Annotated in this window: 19 protein-coding genes; 5 read left to right on the top strand and 14 right to left on the bottom strand. The window is 47.3% G+C overall.

Annotation, left to right across the window (positions count from 1 at the left end):
* Nucleotides 1-165 precede the first annotated feature (165 nt).
* Nucleotides 166-564 (bottom strand): hypothetical protein, encoded by a 399-nt coding sequence (locus tag FPZ45_RS10070; protein ID WP_144700872.1) that lies wholly within the window; start codon nt 562-564, stop codon nt 166-168.
* A gap of 196 nt (nt 565-760) precedes the next feature.
* Here FPZ45_RS10070 and FPZ45_RS10065 point away from each other — a divergent pair, with 196 nt between their 5' ends.
* Entirely contained in the window at nt 761-1,408 is a 648-nt protein-coding gene (locus FPZ45_RS10065; protein ID WP_144700871.1) for a TetR/AcrR family transcriptional regulator, read from the top strand.
* A gap of 65 nt (nt 1,409-1,473) precedes the next feature.
* Here the strand turns inward: FPZ45_RS10065 and FPZ45_RS10060 are convergent, their stop codons facing one another.
* The 3 genes from FPZ45_RS10060 to FPZ45_RS10050 form a co-directional block, all read right to left on the bottom strand.
* Nucleotides 1,474-2,415 (bottom strand): alpha/beta fold hydrolase, encoded by a 942-nt coding sequence (locus FPZ45_RS10060; RefSeq protein ID WP_144700870.1) that lies wholly within the window; start codon nt 2,413-2,415, stop codon nt 1,474-1,476.
* Nucleotides 2,416-2,544: 129 nt separating this feature from the next.
* Nucleotides 2,545-3,900, bottom strand: a complete 1,356-nt coding sequence (locus FPZ45_RS10055; RefSeq protein WP_144700869.1) for a sensor histidine kinase — start codon at nt 3,898-3,900, stop codon at nt 2,545-2,547.
* The gene (locus FPZ45_RS10050; RefSeq protein WP_144700868.1) at nt 3,897-4,571 is read right to left on the bottom strand and encodes a response regulator transcription factor; all 675 of its coding nucleotides are present in this window, start codon (nt 4,569-4,571) and stop codon (nt 3,897-3,899) included. The genes FPZ45_RS10055 and FPZ45_RS10050 overlap by 4 nt, the downstream gene beginning before the upstream one ends.
* Before the next feature lie 188 nt (nt 4,572-4,759).
* On the opposite strand from FPZ45_RS10050, the gene FPZ45_RS10045 reads away from it, so the two are divergent.
* On the top strand, nt 4,760-5,803 hold the full coding sequence (locus FPZ45_RS10045; RefSeq protein ID WP_246120401.1) for an alpha/beta fold hydrolase: 1,044 nt from the start codon (nt 4,760-4,762) through the stop codon (nt 5,801-5,803).
* 58 nt (nt 5,804-5,861) lie between these two features.
* Here FPZ45_RS10045 and FPZ45_RS10040 read toward each other — a convergent pair whose 3' ends face one another.
* From FPZ45_RS10040 to FPZ45_RS09995, 10 genes are all read right to left on the bottom strand, one after another.
* Nucleotides 5,862-6,947 carry an SIS domain-containing protein gene (locus tag FPZ45_RS10040; RefSeq protein ID WP_144700864.1) on the bottom strand — a complete coding sequence of 362 codons (1,086 nt, stop codon included), beginning with the start codon at nt 6,945-6,947 and terminating at the stop codon, nt 5,862-5,864.
* 80 nt (nt 6,948-7,027) lie between these two features.
* Entirely contained in the window at nt 7,028-9,427 is a 2,400-nt protein-coding gene (locus tag FPZ45_RS10035; RefSeq protein ID WP_144700862.1) for a glycoside hydrolase family 9 protein, read from the bottom strand.
* A gap of 23 nt (nt 9,428-9,450) precedes the next feature.
* Nucleotides 9,451-10,407, bottom strand: coding sequence for an ROK family protein (locus FPZ45_RS10030; RefSeq protein WP_144700860.1), 957 nt, complete (start codon nt 10,405-10,407; stop codon nt 9,451-9,453).
* Between the two features lie 73 nt (nt 10,408-10,480).
* Entirely contained in the window at nt 10,481-10,891 is a 411-nt protein-coding gene (locus tag FPZ45_RS10025; RefSeq protein ID WP_144700858.1) for a VOC family protein, read from the bottom strand.
* 51 nt (nt 10,892-10,942) lie between these two features.
* The gene (locus tag FPZ45_RS10020; protein WP_186438334.1) at nt 10,943-11,929 is read right to left on the bottom strand and encodes a zinc-binding dehydrogenase; all 987 of its coding nucleotides are present in this window, start codon (nt 11,927-11,929) and stop codon (nt 10,943-10,945) included.
* Between the two features lie 19 nt (nt 11,930-11,948).
* On the bottom strand, nt 11,949-12,737 hold the full coding sequence (locus FPZ45_RS10015; protein ID WP_246120421.1) for a sugar phosphate isomerase/epimerase family protein: 789 nt from the start codon (nt 12,735-12,737) through the stop codon (nt 11,949-11,951).
* A gap of 34 nt (nt 12,738-12,771) precedes the next feature.
* Nucleotides 12,772-13,413 carry a ThuA domain-containing protein gene (locus tag FPZ45_RS10010; protein WP_186438333.1) on the bottom strand — a complete coding sequence of 214 codons (642 nt, stop codon included), beginning with the start codon at nt 13,411-13,413 and terminating at the stop codon, nt 12,772-12,774.
* Nucleotides 13,414-13,549: 136 nt separating this feature from the next.
* A complete protein-coding gene (locus FPZ45_RS10005) occupies nt 13,550-15,130 on the bottom strand; it encodes a DUF3502 domain-containing protein (RefSeq protein WP_186438332.1) in 1,581 nt (526 codons plus the stop codon).
* Nucleotides 15,131-15,238: 108 nt separating this feature from the next.
* Nucleotides 15,239-16,123 carry a carbohydrate ABC transporter permease gene (locus FPZ45_RS10000; RefSeq protein WP_144700852.1) on the bottom strand — a complete coding sequence of 295 codons (885 nt, stop codon included), beginning with the start codon at nt 16,121-16,123 and terminating at the stop codon, nt 15,239-15,241.
* Nucleotides 16,124-16,142: 19 nt separating this feature from the next.
* Entirely contained in the window at nt 16,143-17,123 is a 981-nt protein-coding gene (locus FPZ45_RS09995) for an ABC transporter permease (protein ID WP_246120400.1), read from the bottom strand.
* Nucleotides 17,124-17,792: 669 nt separating this feature from the next.
* Here FPZ45_RS09995 and FPZ45_RS09990 point away from each other — a divergent pair.
* The 3 genes from FPZ45_RS09990 to FPZ45_RS09980 are packed head-to-tail and all read left to right on the top strand — an operon-like array spanning nt 17,793 to nt 20,127.
* Nucleotides 17,793-18,875 carry a LacI family DNA-binding transcriptional regulator gene (locus FPZ45_RS09990; protein ID WP_144700847.1) on the top strand — a complete coding sequence of 361 codons (1,083 nt, stop codon included), beginning with the start codon at nt 17,793-17,795 and terminating at the stop codon, nt 18,873-18,875.
* 16 nt (nt 18,876-18,891) lie between these two features.
* A complete protein-coding gene (locus FPZ45_RS09985; protein WP_144700845.1) occupies nt 18,892-19,662 on the top strand; it encodes a ThuA domain-containing protein in 771 nt (256 codons plus the stop codon).
* Nucleotides 19,663-19,704: 42 nt separating this feature from the next.
* Nucleotides 19,705-20,127 carry a VOC family protein gene (locus tag FPZ45_RS09980; protein ID WP_144700843.1) on the top strand — a complete coding sequence of 141 codons (423 nt, stop codon included), beginning with the start codon at nt 19,705-19,707 and terminating at the stop codon, nt 20,125-20,127.
* Nucleotides 20,128-20,376: the final 249 nt, after the last annotated feature.

The following is a 20,376-nucleotide window of genomic DNA, read 5'->3' as shown; positions in this document are numbered from 1 at the left end:
GCCGAGCTTTTACCGCCCAGAGGCGGATAATACGCGATAACCAAATAAGCTAGTATAGCGATTACGACTATAATGATGATATACTTCCACATTCCAGGCTTCTCCTTCTATATCTATGATTAAAAAAAGGTAACCTTAGAGGAAATCCTCCCCTAAATTTCATCTCTATTCTGCCTCAATAAATGCCTCCACCTCGCCAGTAGCATCATTGAAAAATGCTTTAACCATATTTTCAATACCATTGCCTCTAGACATCCGATTAATCTGCATTGCACCTATAGCACTATTGGTTAATGTCACATATTTCTTTGGTTTTCTATCTTTAACTTCAACAAATACATCATCCCAAATCTTGTTCACTTCTTGTGTCCAAACCCCACTAGCTTCACGATTGTCTATCACAATTGCCTTTGTATCTTCATCCCTTACAGATAATTTTAGCAACTCCGCAATCGCATTTGCTTCCTCCATTGTTACTCGAAAGCTTGTATGTTTAATATGAAAAACCTCTTTTTCTTTCCAATAAGTAGTTGTCTTTGGCAATTTGTCATCAAATTCATACATGATGCTTATCCTCCCTGTTACGTAGCTATTAAGGTTCTGTATGGCTAATTATAGCAATAGAACAATTAAAGATCAAACAAAGTATACTCATTTTGTATTTTTCGTATACTTTATACTTAAGGTATATATCGCGTTTATTGCATATCCCATCACGGAGTGGTACGCTTTACCTATTAAAGTACAAAGGAAGTTTTAAATGAAGAAAGAAGAGAATGTAAAAAGATATGTGCAATTAATAATTCCGGTAATTAAGAAAACAGGAATTAGTCAATTAAAAATGGATAATGTAGCCATGCACATGGAAATTAGTAAGGCTACTTTATACAAATATTTTTCAACCAAAGATGAACTTATAGGCGCTATTGTTGACGAGTATATTCGTTATTTTAATGCGGGAGATCAAATCGTCCTGGATAATGACATCAATTACCCAAGTCGGTTTATTAAAATATTTGAAGCTTCGCTAACAGCAGCAATATTCATATCCGACATTTTCATTAGCGATTTGAAGAAACTACATCCTAAATGGTATGATCGGATTTTAGAAATCTATCAGAACCGAGCCAAGAAACTTGAAGCATTTATTCATTCAGGAATTAGAGATGGCGTATTCAATGATATAGATCCTACGCTGTTTATGATGCAAGATGAAGTCATGTTGCGTCGCATTATTGATCCTGCTTTCTCTGTCCAATACGATATGACATTAAAACAGGCATTATTTAATTACTACAATTTAAAGAAACATCAGCTATTTAAAGGACATTTGCAAAATACAATAGATGAAACTGAAATAAATGAGCTAATCCCACATTATGTTCAGAAGATATCACAGCAAATATAGGATAAAAATGATAAAGAAAACCCTGCACAAATGGCATGCAGGGTTAATAAACCGGGGATTACAACCTACTTCATATCCTCCATGAATCGTCTGAAGTTCTCCACGATTTCTTTCGATTTCGTGTGATGTACGTAATGACTCGCTTCGAAGGTGATCACTTTGCCGTTCGCCACGTCAGCAGCTTGCTCCTCGTGCATAGGAATCCATCCCTCTACGTCTTCATTGTTCCCTTGGATAAGAAGCAGCAGGGGAAGATCGGCCGGGAACTTCATATGCTGAGCTCCTTTAAAGTTCGAAGAGATATGCTCCATTTCGTTCAAGACGGTCGGATTGAACATATTTTTGAGTTGAATCATCCGCAGCTGTTTCCTTGTCTCATCATCATAAGGCAAGCCTTCATAAGGATCGGCGCCAAGCTTCACTAGCAGTCGGGCAAAACCTGATTTTTTGAGCAGCTTATATTGTCCGATCGGGAATTCGACATCCATGCCGCCCTGAGTTGGAACACTGGTATCGATTCCGATAAACGCAGTGACTTCATCCCTATACTTGCTCACATAATCAATACCGTATAATCCGGCGATCGAGTGTCCCATCAAAATATAGCGGTCAATGTTAAGGCTCTGAAGCGCCTCGTGGATTTCTTGAACGATATTATCGGTCGTGCGGTCCTTATCGGTTAAGTCGCTTAATCCATAGCCGAATGGCTCGATTGCGACTACTTTATAATGAGGAGATAGCTCGTCGATAAGCGGCTTGAAATCAAGCCCAGGCGCCGCAGTTCCATAACCCGGAAGTAGCACGATCGTTTGTTCCCCATCCCCCTGAATGAGCACATTCATCTCCTTGCCGTCTACCTGAACGTGTTGACCGTAATCCTGTATTTTACCCTCCTCCGACTTGCTGCTGACCACATTAACGATATATACGATCGCGACAAAAGCTACAATGATGATTAGGATTACCGCCAATGTGATGAGCAAAATTCTAAGCCACTTCTTCATCATGCCTACCCCTTTCTTCACCAGTTAATCAAGTGGTTTAAACCGACCGTTATCTCAAGCCTAACCGATGAAGATGTACAGACGATGACGCGACTATGAACTGAATATGAACAGCCGTCAAAATATTGCGAATCACTCTGCCGGAGCCGCAATCGGCAAGGTGACGATAAACGCCGCGCCGCGACCTAGCTCGCTCTCGACTCGAATTTGGCCTTGATGCAGCGATACGATCCGCTTCGCGATGGCCAGTCCCATGCCGCTGCCGTCATACTTGCGGCTATGGGAACGATCGACTTTGAAAAACCGCTCGAATATCCGCTTTTGATCCTCCTGGGAGATGCCGATACCCGTGTCGGCTATGCGTACGGTTACGTTGTTGGCTTCTTGCTTGATACTGACATGAATCGTACCGCCCTCTTCGGAAAACTTGATGCTATTGCCTATAATGTTGGTCCATACCTGGTTGAGCTGATCGTGATCTGCCGCGACTGTTACGGGCTTCAGATTCAATTCGAAGCTAAGGTTGCGGGCCGACCATTGCGGCTGAATCGCCACAATGACCCGTCTGACCTGTTCATCAAGCCTTAGCTCGGTTACCCGAAGCTGCTGCGTATTGGATTCCAGCAAGCTCAGCTTCAGCAGGCTGTCGCTCATTTTGGACATGCGTTTCGATTCGGAGATAATAATATCGAGGTATCGCTCCCGCTCCCGCTCGGTAACGCCAGCTTGCTTGAGCGCTATGGCATATCCGGATATCGAAGTGAGCGGCGACTGCACCTCGTGCGATACATTCGATACGAATTCCTTGCGCATCTGCTCCAGTTGTTTCAGATCGCGCATCATCTCCTCGAAGCTGCGGGCAAGCGTGCCTAGCTCACCCTTTTGCTTAATGTTCAACTTGACGTTGAAGTCACCCGCCGCGATACGTTTAGTCGCTTTCGTCAGCTTCTGGATCGGTCTGACCAGGAACACTGCTGCAACCAGAATGAGCAAGCTTCCCGCAATTAAGCAGTTGGTCAAAAACTTCGTCAATAGCGATAAGGAAGAAGCGGCAAGCGGCTCTACAAACATGGCTTTTATCCCTGTCTCTGTGTGAAGAGGCATGCCCAGCAATACAGGTAAAAACCCCCTCGTCCTGATCTGCAGCACTTCTCCAGCCAGCACTTGACTGATTTGTTCCGGCGTTACTTCAGATACGCGTTGGCCGTTCAACTCTCCGTATGACTGTAAGTGCCCGCCATTGTCGTATATGCGAATATAGTAGGAATGGAGCTGATTCATTCCGCCGACATACGAATCCGCCTCCTCTAACGGCAAGATATCGTAGATCCGTGCGACATCCTGGCCGAAGTGGAATACGCTTGCTAGCAGGTTATCGTTCAGTTTCTCCTGATACAGCCATGTCGTGGTAAAAGAAGCAATGATCGTCCCGCCGATGACAGAAGCGAGAAAGGTCAATACGACGCGGGTATATAAGGAACTGATCATGGCGATACCTCAAGCCGGTAACCAAGACCACGCACCGTATCGATTCGAAAATCAGTCGTTGCAGCGAACCGTTCACGCAACCGCTTGATGTGGACATCAATCGTCCGTTCATCGCCAGTGTAATCCATCCCCCAGATCTGATCGATCAGTTGCTCGCGCGTATAGATTTGTCCGGGCTTGCTGGCCAGCTTGTACAATAATTCAAATTCCTTAAGCGGGAGCGCCAGCGAATCCGCCCCCCTCATCACCTTATACGTCTGCCGGTCCAACTGAACGCTGCCGATCTGAATGGTCTGCATCGAGCTGACCCCGTATCGCTTCAGCAGCGCCCTTACGCGAACGGTTAGCTCCAGCGGATCAAACGGCTTCGTCAAATAATCATCCGCTCCAAGCTGAAATCCTTTCACCTTCTCCCATGTCTCGCCTCTTGCCGTCAGCATCAGCAACGGGAGATCCGGGTCGGCTTTTCGAAGCTCCCTGCACAGCTCCCAGCCGTCCATAAGCGGCATCATAATATCCAGCACGACAAGATCAACTCTCGTCGAGTTATATAAGGCCATCGCTTCCTTGCCATCCGCGGCTTCTACGGTCTCAAATCCGTCATTGCGCAAAAACAAGCAGACGAGTTCGCGAATGTTCAAATCATCATCGGCAACTAATATCGTAGGCATCTGTTCCCTTTTTTCCCTCCACTTCGTTCCGCCCGTACGAGCGAACCCGGGTTCGCCCTCATTCTGATCTACTTTACGGGAAAAGTCCAGCAGACGGCATTCCTGTCGTTATTTTTAAGCGATTCTTTATCTAACCGGTCATACGATGAGTGCTATTATAAAAGGAAACCATCATGGGAGATATTTCATTGAAGAGAAAAATAATCAAAATAGCAAAGGTAAGCACGCTGAGTCTAGTCTTGCTAGTTGTGATCGGGCTGATCTTTCCTACATGGACACCGCGTATAAAAGGCGACAACAGCATCAGCCTACTGAAACAGATCGAAATTAATGGCACAAAGCAGGAAGTTATGATCAGGGGAGTAGACCGGCACAATCCGATTGTGATTTTTGTGCATGGGGGACCGGGTTGCTCGGAGATTCCGTATGTGCGGAAGTATCAGGATATTCTTGAACAGAAGTTCACCATTGTACACTATGATCAACGAGGAAGCGGGAAATCCTATCATTTTTTTGAAGACTATTCGGATTTATCTACAGACCTGCTCGTAGATGACCTGTTAGAACTTACAGATTATGTGCAGGAATTGCTGGGACAACCGAAGGTGCTGCTGATCGGTCATTCTTTTGGCACTTACATTGGAATAAAGGCAGCGGCCAAAGCTCCGGATAAGTTCGCTGCGTACATCGGTATTGGGCAGGTAGCTGATACGATAAGCAGTGAATTGGACGGCCTGAATTATTCTATTGAACAAGCCACACTAGCCGGCAATAAGCAGGATGTTGAGCGGCTAGAGCTGCTTCGCGAACCTATACAACGCGGGGAAACATCTACTCCAAGGGATATGCTTAGAAAATATGGCGGCGCAGCACGATTAATAGACGATAACCGGGATTATTATACCGGATTTCTTGTTCATCCAGAGTATAATTTGCTTGATGTCATTCGTTATCTGAGAGGCGTTTCGCTTTCACAGCCGCCCTTGCTGCAAGAAGAGTTGGACAATCGAATAACGGATATCGTACAGCGCTTGGATATTCCCGCATATTTTGTGATGGGACAATATGATTATATGACCTCTGTTCACTCGGCAAAGGCATACTTTGATACGCTGCAAGCACCTGTAAAGGATTTTGTAATCTTCCAAAATTCCGCTCATTACCCGCAATTCGAGGAAAAAGAGTTGTTTGCAGCATGGTTAAATAAGCTCTGGAGCGAGCTAGCAGAATAATTGTAGCTGATACAAATATCCCTCATCATCCATTGATGACGAGGGATATCTTATTACTCTAAGCGTAGTCTCCCGGCTGTGTCTTGCTCTTCATTGCTACTCCGAAGTCGGTATAAATCCGCTGGGTCAAATCGATTCCTCTTGCACCCGCAATATGATGGGCCAAAATCTGGAACGGAATAATCATAATGAACGGAGCCATAAACTCGTCCAGCTCCACCTCAAGACCAATCGTACGGTCATTCTCCGCTTTACCTAACGTGACAGTATAGGTATAGTTCGTAATCCGGCTCTCGTACGCAATCAACAGCTCCATCCGCTCCTTGACCGGACTTTCTGTTTCCACGAAGAAAATACGGTGCTCCGGATTGACCTCAAGATACGGTCCATGCATGAAGGCCTCCAGATCGATCCCCTGCGACGGCATGCGAACCGTTTCGGAAAATTTGGTTTCAAATTCCTTCACCGTTCCGACGGTAGGGCCGTAACCAACAGCAGAAAATCTAGGCGCGCTCGCCAAATTTTCCTTGTGCTGCTCGAAGAACACCTCTGTTTTGGCGATCGTATGCGGAATAGCGGCTACCGCAGCGCGGAATTTATCGAGATGAGCCTGCTCCTCCTGTTCCGTCAGCGTTTTTTTCGCTACTGCCGTCTTAAGGCCGGCGAGCATCAGCGTCAATACCGTAGCGATAAACCCTTTGGTCACGTAGCCGACTCTTTCCTTGCCGCAGCCGATATCAAGCGTCACATCAGCCGCTTCGGAAATGGCCGTCGTCACATCGCTCGTGAAGGCGACCGTTTTGAGACCCGTTTGCTTGCGAATCCGATTCAGGGCGCCGATCGTCGAAGTGCTCTGCCCGCTTTGCGAAATGCCGATGACCAGATCGCAGTGCGGGCTGATTTTATCGTAAAACGTGAAATTGAACGGTTCTTTGACGTCAATACGCACATTCGCCACTTTCTCGATGTAATATTTGGCGCTTAACGCGGCATTGATACTTGAACCGGTCGCCAAAATAAGCCATTCCGTCTTATTGTCCGCCGCCAGCTCTGCGAAGGCATTTATATTGCCCGGGTAGCTGCCGAGAATGCCTTCCGTTACCGCCTGCTCTTCTTGAATATAGGTCATCATTGTCGGTTTCATCGATTCTTCCTCCTATACTTCTACAGACAAAACTGACCGGCAGATCACGCTGCCGGTTTAGAATGTCCATAATGGTTTGCTCAAGCCTCGCTCTGCTTGTCGTACGCGTACAAATCGGAGAGCAGAGACAGCCATTTGCCTGCAAGACCAACCCATACTTCCTTGTAGGTGGCGTTGTTCATTTGCGGCCAGTATGGAATATCCTCGTTCTCGAAGGTTTGTACGCCTACCGGAATTTCACCTACAATTTCTCCGCTAAGCACACTATACTGCTGGGCAAAGTTATAGCCTTCTCCGTACATCAGCGATTGACCGAACGGATTTTTGCCTACTACCCACTGCAGCTGGCTCTCGGCAATCGAGATCAGCTCCCGATCCTCAAGCAGCAAACCTGCCAGGGACGCAGCCTTGCCTGTAGAAAGTACGATCGCCGTGTTGCCCTTGAACGAGAACCAGACCGGAAACCTCTTCAAGTAATAGGAGTCGTTCAGACGGACACCCTGCCTTAATTGCTCCGTATACCACGATTTTGCTTCCTCACCAACCAACAAATGCTGGAGCGCAAAGCTTTCACGATCCTCATTCTCATCCACATGGTAGATGCCGCTTGAAATCATAGGATACGGCGCAGTAAAGGCTGTCAGGAACTTGATATATTCCCCATAGCTTCGAACGGATTCCATCCAGCTGTTATGCTTGGCATGCTCAGGCTGCGTCTTCAGAATTTCGCTGAAAGCCTGCAAATACATATGCTCTCTGGCCTGGTGATTGAAATGCTGAATGACCTTCTTCTCCGGCGTCCGGTAGAAGAAGCCGGCTACGGTCTTGCCGTCATCGGTTTGAATACCGGCAAGCTCTTGCGAATCAATAACATAGTCTAAATATTCGACAGCTTTGATTGCATAGGAAGCCTCGCCAGTCAGCTGGTATTGGAGCGATGCCGACCATGAAGCCGTCGCCATGAACAAGCTTTCCGAGCTCATGTAGGTGTGCTCCCAGAAGATCGGCTTCGGCGCAAAGCCTCTGAGCTCGAATTGCTCAACTGCATATTTGAAATCCTGGACCGCACAGGCTGTTAATTTATCCTTCAGGATGTCCCCATCTTCCATGAAAATGGCGATCTGCGCTTCGATGCCGGAGAGGATATAGTTTTCATACGGGTTGTTGTGCACGCGAGCAGTCATATCGTCCATATTGCCCATGATGCCGTCCGACCAGATTCGGATACCTGCGCTTGTCGCCCGGTAGCCATCGCCGAATCGGGTCTTCAGAATGAAGTCCACTCCCCATTCTCCCTCTTCGACAAGACGGAGGTACAGCGGATAGTTGGTTTCCTTCACTTGATGGGCAATCTCATAGAGGGCGCTTGCCACTTCTGCCGTCTGCACCAATTGCTGGGATACGTCACCTGCATCATGCCATCCGCCATTAAAAATGATCGTTCCGCCGTTATGCCGGGCGAGAATATCCTCGTGGCAGCTGCCGTGAATGCCGTGTACCGGACAGCCGCAGCGCTCGCAATAGATAAAGTTAATCGATTTCCAGATCGAATCTTCCCACCGGTCCGCCGTGTCGGCAATCTCGAACGGTTTTGTCAGCAGCTCGCCTACCCGGACGATATACTTTCCTTTCTCCTTAAACGCGGAAAAGTCCACAACGGAGAAACTGCCGATAGAGGTGCTCACATGATTAACGGGACCGGTGAACTTCTCCTCACCCGTCTCAAGCTCGATAACGGTGAAAGACGAAGTCATCTGCTCCGCCAAAATCATCGTTTTAGGTTGCTCCACGCTATAGCCGTTATGGGAAAAAATAATATCCTTGTTTCTTGGCTGCCATCCTTTTGAAATGTTCGGGTAGGCTACCTTTTCCAGGAAAACGTTGCGAATGCGATATTCCATCGTATCGCCGGTCGCACGGTCTTTGCCGTACATATCATAGCCGAACTCAAGCTCGGTAATCCCGTCCCGCGGCAAGTCCGGAATTTCCATCGAGCATACATTCCACTGGCGGTTTTTCAAATTGATGACATTGGAGCCTTCACGGTTATAAATATCGGGAATTTTGATCGTGCCGTCATTTTTTATGCCTACTTTAATATGCGGGTTCGACATCCCGCAGCAGTCCGGGTAAATTTCGAAGGATATCCGATTGAAATTCTCCCAGTTCTCATGATCGAACGTCCGATAGATGCCTACATGCCCGTAAGTGCTGTAATCTCCGTCGCTAGGCGAACCCTCCGGCCATTTATCCATAACGAACGGAGAAGTCAGCTGCAACAGACCGCCTTCAAGCACGCTTGACGCCCCGAGTCCACGATGTTTCCACCGATCGCCGCCCTCGGCCTGATCGAGAATAACTACCTTGTCCAATACTTCCTTCTTCAAGCTGTCCGCTTCCAATGACGCACTCTCGTCCACCTTCAGCGGTCTATGAATCAGATTTGACAGTTCAAGTTCACGCGCTATTTTCGATGCCATGATTCCGTTATCCCCCCTCCTTTTTAAGCTTCCAGCTTGGGTATCGTTCGTATTGCCATCCATGCAGCGCCCTTTAATCCGATAAAGGCCTCGTCGATCACCGACTTCCTCACGCCGTTAGTAACGAAACGCATCGTCTTCGCCTGCAAACGAGGCTGCAGCTTGTCAATAAACCAGCTTCCATTAACAACGCCGCCGCCAAGTACGACAGTGTCCGGATCAGAGAAGCGGACCATATTCATAATCGTTTCCGCTACAGCCTGCAGTGCAGTATCCACAACCACTGTACAGAGCGGATCACCGTGATCGTAGCCTGCGAAAATCTCTTCGACGCCTACGCGGCCTTCATTAGGGATGACAATGGCCGAATCGGGATAGGACGGCTTCAGCGCAACGATCCGATTATGCATCCCGAGCCCGGAAGCCAACAGCTCCACACAGCCCTTCCTTCCGCATATGCATTGAACATCGCTGTCATAATCTACGACATGATGCCCAACCTCGCCCGCATTGTAATGCCCACCGATAATCGGCTCGCCGTTTACTACGCTACGGGCGGCAATCCCCGTACCAATATTCATATAAATAAAATTGTTCGAATAGGTGCCGCAGCCCCATTTCTGCTCCGCGAGCGTTGCACAGTAGACATCATTGCCGATTGTGCACGGCATCGCGAACAGCTCGCTAATCTTCTGGGCGAGCTCGATCGGCTGGCTTCTGGAAGTGTCAATCTCGAGCCAGATGCCCTCTCTCGTATTGACCCGTCCGACTACGCCGATACCGATCGCCGCCGCTTCACGCTGCAGTCCCACATGAGTGATATAATCTCTGAGGCTTGCCGCGATTGTCTCGAATACTTGATCTTGCGATACGACTGTCGATGCATAAACCTTGCTTCCGAGCACCTCGCCGTCCAGCGAAACTTCCCCGATCAAGATTTTGGTTCCTCCCAAATCAACAGCCAGTACAGACTTCTCCATTGTGGTTCCTCCTGATAGCACTTGCTTTTTTGGCGCAGGAACTGAAGACAAATCATGGTGCGAAGACCTGTTGTTATTTGTCATCCTGAATGAACTCAACGAGCTCGCCGCCCGGCGCGCGAACATAGGAGAAGCTTAAGCTGACGATTTCGCCCGAGCGGGCCGGAATATTGCTATGGCGCGGAACGCCAAGAGGCGTTGCTCCCGCCGCTACGGCCCGGCGCACCGATTCCTCGATATCCGTCGTACGAACCGCCAGATGCTCCCACATCCCATCGACAAATTCCCTTTTCGTCTCGTAGATTTCCAGGAAATCGCCATCACCTAGATCCACCAGCACCGCATGATCCTCCGCCCCATCCTTGCCCCATTCCACGACAAAGCGTGCGCCAAGACCTTCCATGTAAAACTTGACTGTACTTTCGATATCCCGTGTCTTTAGGCAAACATGATGGATACCCTGCTTTTTAGTTGTTGTATACATGGTCACACTCTCTTCCTGGAATTGTGATGAGTTGCCGACGGCAAGCCGGTATTAAACCAAGCTCCAATCAAAAATAACGCAGGGTTTCGTCAATGTGCTGTCAGCAATTCCCGCATACACTTCTCCACATGCGCTTGGCGCATAGATATCATAAATGTTCTCTACCTTGAGCAGTCCGTCGCGAATCCATTCCATCGCTTTCCTGATGCTCCCATGATTGCTGTTAGGATGGAACTCCGAAGAATGTCGCGGAAGAGACCATTCCCAGCCGGAATTCACCTGTACATAGCCATAGAAAATGCTGCGCAGCAAATCATGCGCAAACTTATCCGTAGAACGGAACCAAGGCACGCCGACCAAATACAGTTCCCCGCCCTTGCGCAGGTTGGCAAGCAAGGAATACACTGCCTCTTCCCTGCCGGAGCAATCTATCGCCAAACCAGGCGTTCCTTTAAGTCCCGGCACTTCATCCGGTGAAGTATATACATGGCGCAATCCGCAAGAGATGGCTGTTGCTCTGCGGCCCTCGTTCGGATCAAAGGCATAGACCTCATAGCCGCAATGCTGCATCACTTGCGCGCACATGAGGCCTACAATGCCAAGCCCCGTTACCATAACCGATTCTGTCGGGCGGATGCGGGAATGAATCATGGAGGTCATCGAGACTGCCGGGAATCGGCCAATCACGGCATGTTCCGGCTTCATTCCCGCCGGGACGGGAATATAATCATTGAATTTGACCCGGCTGTACGCCTGATGAGGGGACAACGCTAGCACATGTTCGCCCACTCTCACATTTGTAACCTCTTCCCCTACCTCAAGCACCTCGAGAATAGCGGCATAGCCAGTCTCTACCGGATACTTCATTCCCCCGGAATGGTCCATATATGCGCCCATCTCCGAGCCATTCGATATGAGCGATACGATCGTTCGCCCTATAATTTCATCGGCTGCAAGCGGCGACGTCTCCCAATCGCACTGCACAAGCGATGCTTGCTTCTTGCCTGTGAATCTGATCGCCTGATTTTTTTGTATCACAGTAACATCTCCCACTGGTTTAGTTACAAAGCTTCTCCAGCTGCTCCAGCATCCCGGCATAACACCGTTCTGCGCCATCAAACTGGGGATACTCAGTCTCCGATTCATGCTCTACAATCAGCCATTCGGTTCCTGAGCGGCTGCATGCCGCAAGAATAGCCGGCCAATCATTGTCATCCGTAGCGCTGCCGATGAATGTCTCGTGGCCAAGCGTACGGGAGAATGGCTTGCAATGCACAAGCTGTACTCTCCCCGGGTGATCTGCAATAACCCGGGCCGGATCGGCCTCCGCTTCAATGCAATTGCCTGTATCCAGCTCCAGTATGATGCCGGAATGGGTATTGTCGCTAAGAAGCGACCACGGCGTCGACTCGCCAAAATGCGTATCGAATTCATGCGCATGGGTATGGTAGCCGATGCGGAGATTCCGCTCTTCCGCCTGCTTCGCAAGTTCATTGATGCGGGCTGCATATTGCACCCACACATCCGCGCAATCCTCGCTCATCTTATGTCCAATCTGCCAAGGCCCGCCCAAGGCCGGGATAATAATATTGGTCGTTCCGGCGCGGGCATGATAATCCAGCGTTGCGTCAATCGTATCTGCCTGCAGCAATTTCCATTCCGTATGCCAGCCGCAGTTAACGAGTCCGATTTCCTCCAACAGATCTTTAATCTTCTCCGGCTCATGAATGAACGGGCCGTAGAATTCCACCCCGTCATAGCCGATGGCCTTGACTCTGAGCAGCGTCGACTCCAGGTCTCGCTGAAACTCCTTGTATACCGAATACAATCCTAATGCCACTGACATCGAACTCACTGACACATCGCTCCCTTGTTATGCTCTAGCTCTGGCGAGCAGCCCAGTCCACGCCGTTCTTCATGAGCTGAATCATTTGAGGATGGCCCAGCGCCTCCGGATTATGTCCAGGAGTCAGCGCCACAACTTTGCCTTCCCCAACCTGATGTGCCCATCCCCCTACTGCCGTCACATGCTGGGAAGTGCTGTGCAGAATCACGTCGGTTTTCGTCGTATCCACTTGACAGTAGTAATGCTCGTCAAGAGCAACGAATGGCTCGATGCCCTCAATAATCGGATGCTTAAAGCTTGTTACCGGGTTATTCGTCACGTCCACGTGATGGGGAGAATGCTCAATGAATCGGCCGGAATTCAGCTCCAAATAGAACGGGCTGTCCGGCTCGATGAGGACAAGTCCTGCATGTATGAACATCATGCCCATGCCGTTTCTCACCTTCTGGACAATCTGCCGCTGCTCTTCCGGGGTCATATTGGTCTCCCCTTCAGGTCGCCCGTTGGTAAAGAACATGGCCAAATCTACCGATGCCTCGGTCTCGATCAAATCTTTCGCCCGGTCCGTGAGGATAACCTCCCACTGCTCCGAATCGAACACCTTTTCCATCACCGGATCTATGACTTCCTTCGGGTGGTTGATATCATCGCGAATAATATACACTATGCTCTTCATTGTACCTGCACTCCTCACCATTGCGATGTTTTAAGCTTTCATTCCAGTCTTCCGTATATAAATCTATCGGATTTCCTCAGCCTATCTTTTTAAATCCCGTCCTTTCCCTTGCGGGAAAGGACGGGTTTGTTAATCATTACTTTTTGGATGCAAGCCATGCATTTACTTGTTTTTCCACTTCTGCTCTAACCTTATCAAGACCTGCAGCTTTGGCTTTCTCCAGATATTTCTGGTATGCCTTATCCACATCGTTGAGAAGACCTGCCTCCAGCGGGATCCCATATTGGCTATTCACATCATTAAGTGCCGTATACTCGATCTCGATGCTGCTCTTATCCAATACAAAGCCTTCAAAGATGTCTGGTACTACCTTTTTATTGATCTTTTCCATCATCGTTTCATAATTTACCCAAGCATCGCTTTTGCGCTTCTTGAAGTTTGCATTTGCGAACATACTGCTAGGGAAATAGTTGAAGGCTGCGCCTTCTGCAATGTTTGACGTATCAATCGTTCCATCTGCAGTCAGGTTGTAGTTGATACCTTCTGTACCATAAGCAATGAAATTCCAGAGATCTTCATGCTGCTGGATATAATCCAGAACCATCAGCGCTCTTTCAGGATGCTCAGCATTCGTAGAGACTGCCGTCAGATTTTTGGTAGTGTTGCCCGAAAGAACGGAGTCCGGATTTCCTTCGAAATACATGAAATAATTCAATTCCCAGCCATCAGCGCCATGTTCCTTTGCCACCTGTGTCGCATGGTTGTTATAGCCAGGCAGCTGCTCATTGAAGGATGCCGCCGCTACTCCGTTGAGTACCTGGAATACGCCCCAGTTCGTGCTGGTAAGTACGCTGGAAGACCAGAAGCCTCTGTCAGCCCAATCCTTCATTTTATACATATAATCTTTGAATTCAGGGGTCTCGATAACACTGAGCACTTGACCGTTTCTAGGGTCATATACAAAGTTGTAAAGTCTGTCATGAATTTCATCGATTCCGATAAAAGGCGTGGTGTAAATCCATGAAGTACCGTATACCTGACTCTGATAATCATCACTCGGGATGATTCCCGGCTCATTGTCTTTGATACCCTGCAGATAGGTCTCAATATCATCCATGGACTTGATTTCAGGCAGATTGTGTTTCTTTCTTAAATCTTCTCTGTATACGAAAGCGGGTGCTGTAATCCCCGTTTCCAGACCGGGAACACCATAGATCTTTCCGTTGACAGATGCTGCATCCCATGTCGTCTTAGGAATCGTCTTCCAAAGGTACGGTGCGTACTGCGGCAGCAGATCATCAAGCGGCTTAAATGCGTTCTTTGATGCATAGCTTTCATAATCCAACCAGCCGGGAGCCGCCTGCATCAGGTCATATTTTTCTCCCGAAGCAATAGCTAGAGCATAGTTGTTTTTGTAATCATTGCCTGCTGCATAAGTGAAATCAATCGTCGTATTGAGTTCCTTTTTTAGTCTGGCATTGAGCTTTTCCCAGTACTGCTTTGCCAAGTCCGTATTATTGGGTGCATCGGAAATCGCATACATTTTCAGTTTCACATAATCCAAATCACCTTGATACTCTGTGCTCCCCGTACTTTCTGTCGGTGCCTTACTGCTGCTGTTGTTGTCTGCCGGTTCCTTACTGCCGCATGCAGCACTGCCAAGAACCATCGCTACTCCCAATAACCCTACCGTCAGTTTCTTAGTGCTTTTTCTCATCTTCAGTTGCCTCCTCATTTTGATAGGAATTGTTCCTGCTTTTTGACCCTTACCCCAATTTTCAAAAAGTAGGTTTATATAGTAATTTGCATTACTACCACTGTGGAATTATCCTTTTACAGCTCCGATGGAAATACCCTGAACAAAGTACTTCTGCAGGAAAGGATATAAGAAAATAATCGGTCCTGTTGCCACAATCGCGTTCGCCAGCTTCTGTGTCTCAGTCGGCAGAATTTTGCTGGTAAAGTTCTCTGCTCCGACCGACGCGATCTTGGAGGCAGCATTCAGGATGTTGTATAACCGGTATTGTAGAGGCCACAAATCGGCTTTCGAAATATAAAGGGAAGCCAGGTACCAGTCATTCCAGTACGCAAGTGCCAGAAACAAGGCAATGGTGGCTAGGATCGGCTTGGACATCGGCACGACGATTTGTAACAGGGTACGAAACTCCCCGGCTCCTTCCAGCCTTGCAGATTCTACGAGAGCATCCGGAATCGTCTTCATAAAATTACGAATGAGCAAGATATAGAATGAGCTGCAGATAGCCGGTATGATCAACGCCCAGATGCTGTTCTTCAATCCCAGCTTGGTCACTACGATATACCAGGGTACCAAACCGCCGGAGAAAAGAGTCGTAAAATAAATCATGAAAGCAATGACATTGCGATATCTTAATTCGCTTCTGGAAATCGCATAACCGCAGAAGGTCATGACCGTCAGACCAATGCCGGTTCCCGCACCGGTTACGAAGATACTGACACCATAGGCTTTGGCAATCTGCATCGGAAACAGGAAAATACTGCGGTAGCCATCCAGCGAAAATCCCCTGGGCAGAATGGAGTAACCCTTTTGCAAGATCTGTACGCTGTCTGATAAAGAACCGGAAATGATCAGAATAAAGGGTAGTGCACAGACAATAGACACAATTGAAAGTACGGTATAGAAAAATATTTTCAATCCTTTTTCACTGGCAGATAATTCATGATTATTCATCTTTCTCAACTCTCCTTATTTAGAATAAGGCGTTTTCCGGACTCGTCTTACGTATGATCCTGTTTACGGTGACCACAAGGATAAAGCCGAATACGGACTGGTAAACACCTGCCGCCGTAGAGGTACCCAGATTGAAATTGACGGTCATCGCACGATAGATGTACGTATCCAGAACATCCGTTACATAGAATAACTGTCCGTTTCTCTGAATCAGGTTATAGAACAATTCAAACTGCCCTCTCATAATACCGCCAAGACTGAACAGCACCAGCATAATAAAAGTTGGTTTCAACATCGGCAGCGTGATGTACCTGATCTCCTTAAAGAGGTTACAGCCGTCGATTTTTGCCGCTTCATAAACCTCCCGGTCAAAGCCCGTGATGGCAGCAAGATAAACTACCATACCAAAGCCGGTACCTTTCCATAGGAAGAAAAATGTGATAATAAATGGCCAGATCCATTCAATCATATACACGCTGATCCCGCTTCCGCCCAAAGCCTTCAGAAGCGAATTGAGTACGCCATAGTTGCTGTTGAAAATGTTATAGGCAATCGTACCCACGATTACATAGGATACAAAGTGCGGCAGCAGCATAACAGATTGCGTTACTCTCTTAAAGAGCCGTCCGACAACCGTTGTAATCATGATGGCAAACATACACTGCATGACATTTCCCAGGATAATAAACACCAGATTATAAAGGATCGTATTCTTGGTTAAGTAAACAATCGGTGCATCCCATCCGCCGGAAATGAAATACTGAAAGTTCTTCAGTCCCACAAACGGACTGTGAAGAATACCCTTGCCAAAGTCATAATCAACAAATGCATAATACACACCCATCATGGGGATATAGCTGAAAATCAAGAAGAAGCACAACGCCGGAAGCGTCATTAAATATAAAGTCCTGTGTCTGAACAACTCATTGAATACACCACCCTTCTTTTGTTTAATCAGTTGGTTCTGCGCTATCATTTTCATCTCCCCGTCCTTTCGCATCGCAACTTCCCCCCTTACCATTGGTATCGATACCAAAGCCTTATTTTAAGGGCATTTCAATTTCAAAATTACCTAACAAAACGTTGAAAGCGGTGCCAAAACGATAAAAAAAATAAAAGTAATCTCAATTTATCATTTTTTGGCATTATTCCCCCTGAACTACGCTATTTTGGTACCGGTACCAAAATGAAATAAAAAAATAACAGCAACCTCCATTTATCGTTTTTTTGGAATTTCACTTCCTAACCTGAACTATAAGTTAAACTATTCATTCTTGTCAAACCTATTTTTTGACTTTGGCGAAGTTTTGGTACCGGTGCCAAAATGGAATAAAAAAATAAATGTGACCCTCCATTTATCATTTTTGGCATTTTCGCTTCCTAACCTGAACTATAAATTAACCATTTCATGTTTGTCAACATCATTTTAACATTAACTTTACATTTTCTGTATGGATTCTTTTTCTTGGTACCGGTATCAAAAGCATTCATTCTACGTTGACTTTTAATTTTTCCCATACTACAATTAAGAAAAATACCAGTTTGCCTTGTTTTTCCCTGTTATTTAAGCATATGGTACACTTCACGCAACATTCTGGTACCGGTTACAATATCATATGTTGGTGTTCTTGTATAGATGTTAGATGCTATAGCAGAAAGGAATTTTTTTATGTCAGATGATCAGAAAAACCTTACCATCTATAAAATCGCAGAGTTGAGCGGGGTGTCCGTTTCCACCATATCCCGCGTTATCAACAACAGTCCTTATGTTTCCGCAAAGACAAAGGCACATGTGACTGACATCATTAATAAATATCACTTTTCACCAAGCTCCGTGGCACGTGCTATGACCAGTAACCATACCCAGACGCTGGGAGTTATCGTATCGGATATCACAAACCCTTACTTTAGTGAGCTGTATCTGGAAATCCAGCGCTACGCAGTAGATTTCGGGTATTCCATCATCTTATGCAACACCTTTTATGGCGGATCCAACCATGGTGTTTCCGATGCGATACCGGAAAACACCTATTTCCAGATGATGCTGGATAAAAAGGTGGATGGCGTATTGATTTTGGGGGGTGAAATCGACCGAGATCAAATTTCTGATTCCTATAAAGAAGCCTTAAATCGTATGGGCAGACAGATTCCAGTAGTCATTCTGGGACAGTCCGTTCCGGAATGCAATTGTACCTTCCTGAACCGAAATTTAAGCGGCGGTGTATCTGCCCTGATTCATCATCTACTGGCGCTGGGTCGCCGCAAGATCGGCTTTGTTGGAGGCGAGGAAGGGATTCGTACTACGACAGCCAGACTTGCAGCCTATACTCAGACGCTGAAGAACCTGGCGATCCCCTTTGACCCTTCTTTGATCTCTTTAAGCAATTATTACGCACCGGACGGTTACCGAGCCATGGCTAAACTGCTGGAACAATCAGAAACGACCCCTACCGCAATTATCTGCATGAACGATGCAGTAGCGCAGGGTGCCATCCGGGCGATCGCGGATAAAGGACTACGTGTACCGGAAGATATCTCTGTTGTCAGCTGTGATCAGTTTCCCTCAGGCGAATATAACTGCCCCCGCCTGACAACGTTGGACCAACAGAATAGTTACTTGGGACGCATGTCCATCATGACCTTAATAAGCGCCATCAATAAAGATTCCGAAGGGATCAACATATCTCATGAGCCCCGTTTAATCATCCGGGAATCTTGTGGTGCCCGTCTGGGTTCTCAATTCGAACAATAAAAAGGGGATCTTCCTAGTGGAACGAAAAATCCATGTCACTATATTCAACGAGCACAATCAGGACCGCAGTGAGCCCGTGAAATCAGTCTATCCCGATGGTATTCATGCTGCTATCGCCCAGGCTTTTCAAGGCTATGATGATTTTGAAGTGACGATTGCCACTCAGGATATGCCTTCCCATGGACTTTCCGAAGAAGTTCTAGCAGCTACCGATGTTCTTATCTGGTGGAGCCACATCGATAATGCTGCCTTTGATGACAAAGTTGCAAACCGGATCTGCTATCATGTCGTCAACCGCGGAATGGGTTTTGTCGCCCTCCATTCCTCCATCTTTTCGAAACCCTGGCAGAGAATGCTTGGCATTTATTATGATGCCGGTCTTTGGGGGCGCTTTCGTACGATGCCCAAGGGCGAAAAGGAAAGAGTCTGGGTCACCAATCCCGGCCACCCCATTGCTTATGGCATCAACGATTGCATCGAAATTCCCGCAGATGAAATGTACGGCGAACCGCAGCTGATTCCCGAACCGGATCAGACCGTCTTTATTGCCTGGTGGGAAGGCGGCGATGTCTGCCGCAGCGGCAACGTTTATTACCGCGGGAGAGGAAAACTGTTCCAGTTCACCCCCGGACACGAAACGTTTCCGATTCTGTATCAGAAGGAAATCCATCAGGTCCTGCGCAATGCCGCAAAATGGATGGCACCGAGTCCCGATATGACGATTCCGACATCAAACGACGGATATCTCGGCCGTGAGCCTCGCGAAAATCTGGATCACAGACTATAAATTGTTTTTTCACGACTCTACGAAAGGTATGGTGATTAAATTATGTACTCTAAATTAAAACAAAAAGGTATCCATCACGTTTGTCTGCGCGTGCCTGATTTACATACTGCCGCAAACTTTTATATCAATGCCTTTGATGCTGAAGTGGTTGCGGAATGGGGTGCAGAAGGGAAAGAGGACCACGCCTTTATTCTGGATCTAGGCACCGGTGATTTCTTAGAAATATTCGGCAGTCCCGAACCATTTTCCCTTGGCAAATGGCAGCATGTTGCCATCTGGACCGACAATATGGAAGCCGCTTATGAAAAAGCGATTGCCAACGGCGCCACTGTCGCTACCCAGCCTGCCATCTCCCACATTCCTACCCGTTCTGGCCAGGTCGTTCATATGAAATACGGCTTTCTTAATGCGCCCGGCGGAGAAACCGTAGAGCTGATTCAAGATGTAGATGCAGATGCTCATTAGAAGGGGCTGTCCCATAAGTCATAACAAATGACTAAGGGGCAACCCTTTTTTTGTTCACGATTTAGATTTTGTGGGGATGTATCTCCTTACGGTTGCTGCTCCACCCCACAAAGTGAAGAAAAGCTTTGACCTTGCATCGAAAAAGTGGACATAAAGAAAGACCCTCGAAAACCCATTATCCTAACGTCATTCAAGAGATTTAACTTGAAATGGCGGGACATATTGATTGGTGGAATGCGTTCTCCGTCG

It is taken from the genome of Cohnella terricola (assembly GCF_007786475.1).
GTDB lineage: Bacteria > Bacillota > Bacilli > Paenibacillales > Paenibacillaceae > Cohnella > Cohnella terricola.
Note: the sequence above shows the minus strand (reverse complement) of the source record. Positions and strands in the feature narration are given on the sequence as shown.

Excerpts from the sequence above, each read along its gene's own strand:
- FPZ45_RS10070 (WP_144700872.1), bottom strand. The coding sequence starts at position 564 with ATGTATGAATTTGATGACAAATTGCCAAAGACAACTACTTATTGGAAA.
- FPZ45_RS10065 (WP_144700871.1), top strand. The coding sequence starts at position 761 with ATGAAGAAAGAAGAGAATGTAAAAAGATATGTGCAATTAATAATTCCG.
- FPZ45_RS10060 (WP_144700870.1), bottom strand. The coding sequence starts at position 2,415 with ATGATGAAGAAGTGGCTTAGAATTTTGCTCATCACATTGGCGGTAATC.
- FPZ45_RS10055 (WP_144700869.1), bottom strand. The coding sequence starts at position 3,900 with ATGATCAGTTCCTTATATACCCGCGTCGTATTGACCTTTCTCGCTTCT.
- FPZ45_RS10050 (WP_144700868.1), bottom strand. The coding sequence starts at position 4,571 with ATGCCTACGATATTAGTTGCCGATGATGATTTGAACATTCGCGAACTC.
- FPZ45_RS10040 (WP_144700864.1), bottom strand. The coding sequence starts at position 6,947 with ATGAAACCGACAATGATGACCTATATTCAAGAAGAGCAGGCGGTAACG.
- FPZ45_RS10035 (WP_144700862.1), bottom strand. The coding sequence starts at position 9,427 with ATGGCATCGAAAATAGCGCGTGAACTTGAACTGTCAAATCTGATTCAT.
- FPZ45_RS10030 (WP_144700860.1), bottom strand. The coding sequence starts at position 10,407 with ATGGAGAAGTCTGTACTGGCTGTTGATTTGGGAGGAACCAAAATCTTG.
- FPZ45_RS10025 (WP_144700858.1), bottom strand. The coding sequence starts at position 10,891 with ATGTATACAACAACTAAAAAGCAGGGTATCCATCATGTTTGCCTAAAG.
- FPZ45_RS10015 (WP_246120421.1), bottom strand. The coding sequence starts at position 12,737 with ATGTCAGTGGCATTAGGATTGTATTCGGTATACAAGGAGTTTCAGCGA.
- FPZ45_RS10010 (WP_186438333.1), bottom strand. The coding sequence starts at position 13,413 with ATGAAGAGCATAGTGTATATTATTCGCGATGATATCAACCACCCGAAG.
- FPZ45_RS10005 (WP_186438332.1), bottom strand. The coding sequence starts at position 15,130 with ATGAGAAAAAGCACTAAGAAACTGACGGTAGGGTTATTGGGAGTAGCG.
- FPZ45_RS10000 (WP_144700852.1), bottom strand. The coding sequence starts at position 16,123 with ATGAATAATCATGAATTATCTGCCAGTGAAAAAGGATTGAAAATATTT.
- FPZ45_RS09995 (WP_246120400.1), bottom strand. The coding sequence starts at position 17,123 with ATGCGAAAGGACGGGGAGATGAAAATGATAGCGCAGAACCAACTGATT.
- FPZ45_RS09990 (WP_144700847.1), top strand. The coding sequence starts at position 17,793 with ATGTCAGATGATCAGAAAAACCTTACCATCTATAAAATCGCAGAGTTG.
- FPZ45_RS09980 (WP_144700843.1), top strand. The coding sequence starts at position 19,705 with ATGTACTCTAAATTAAAACAAAAAGGTATCCATCACGTTTGTCTGCGC.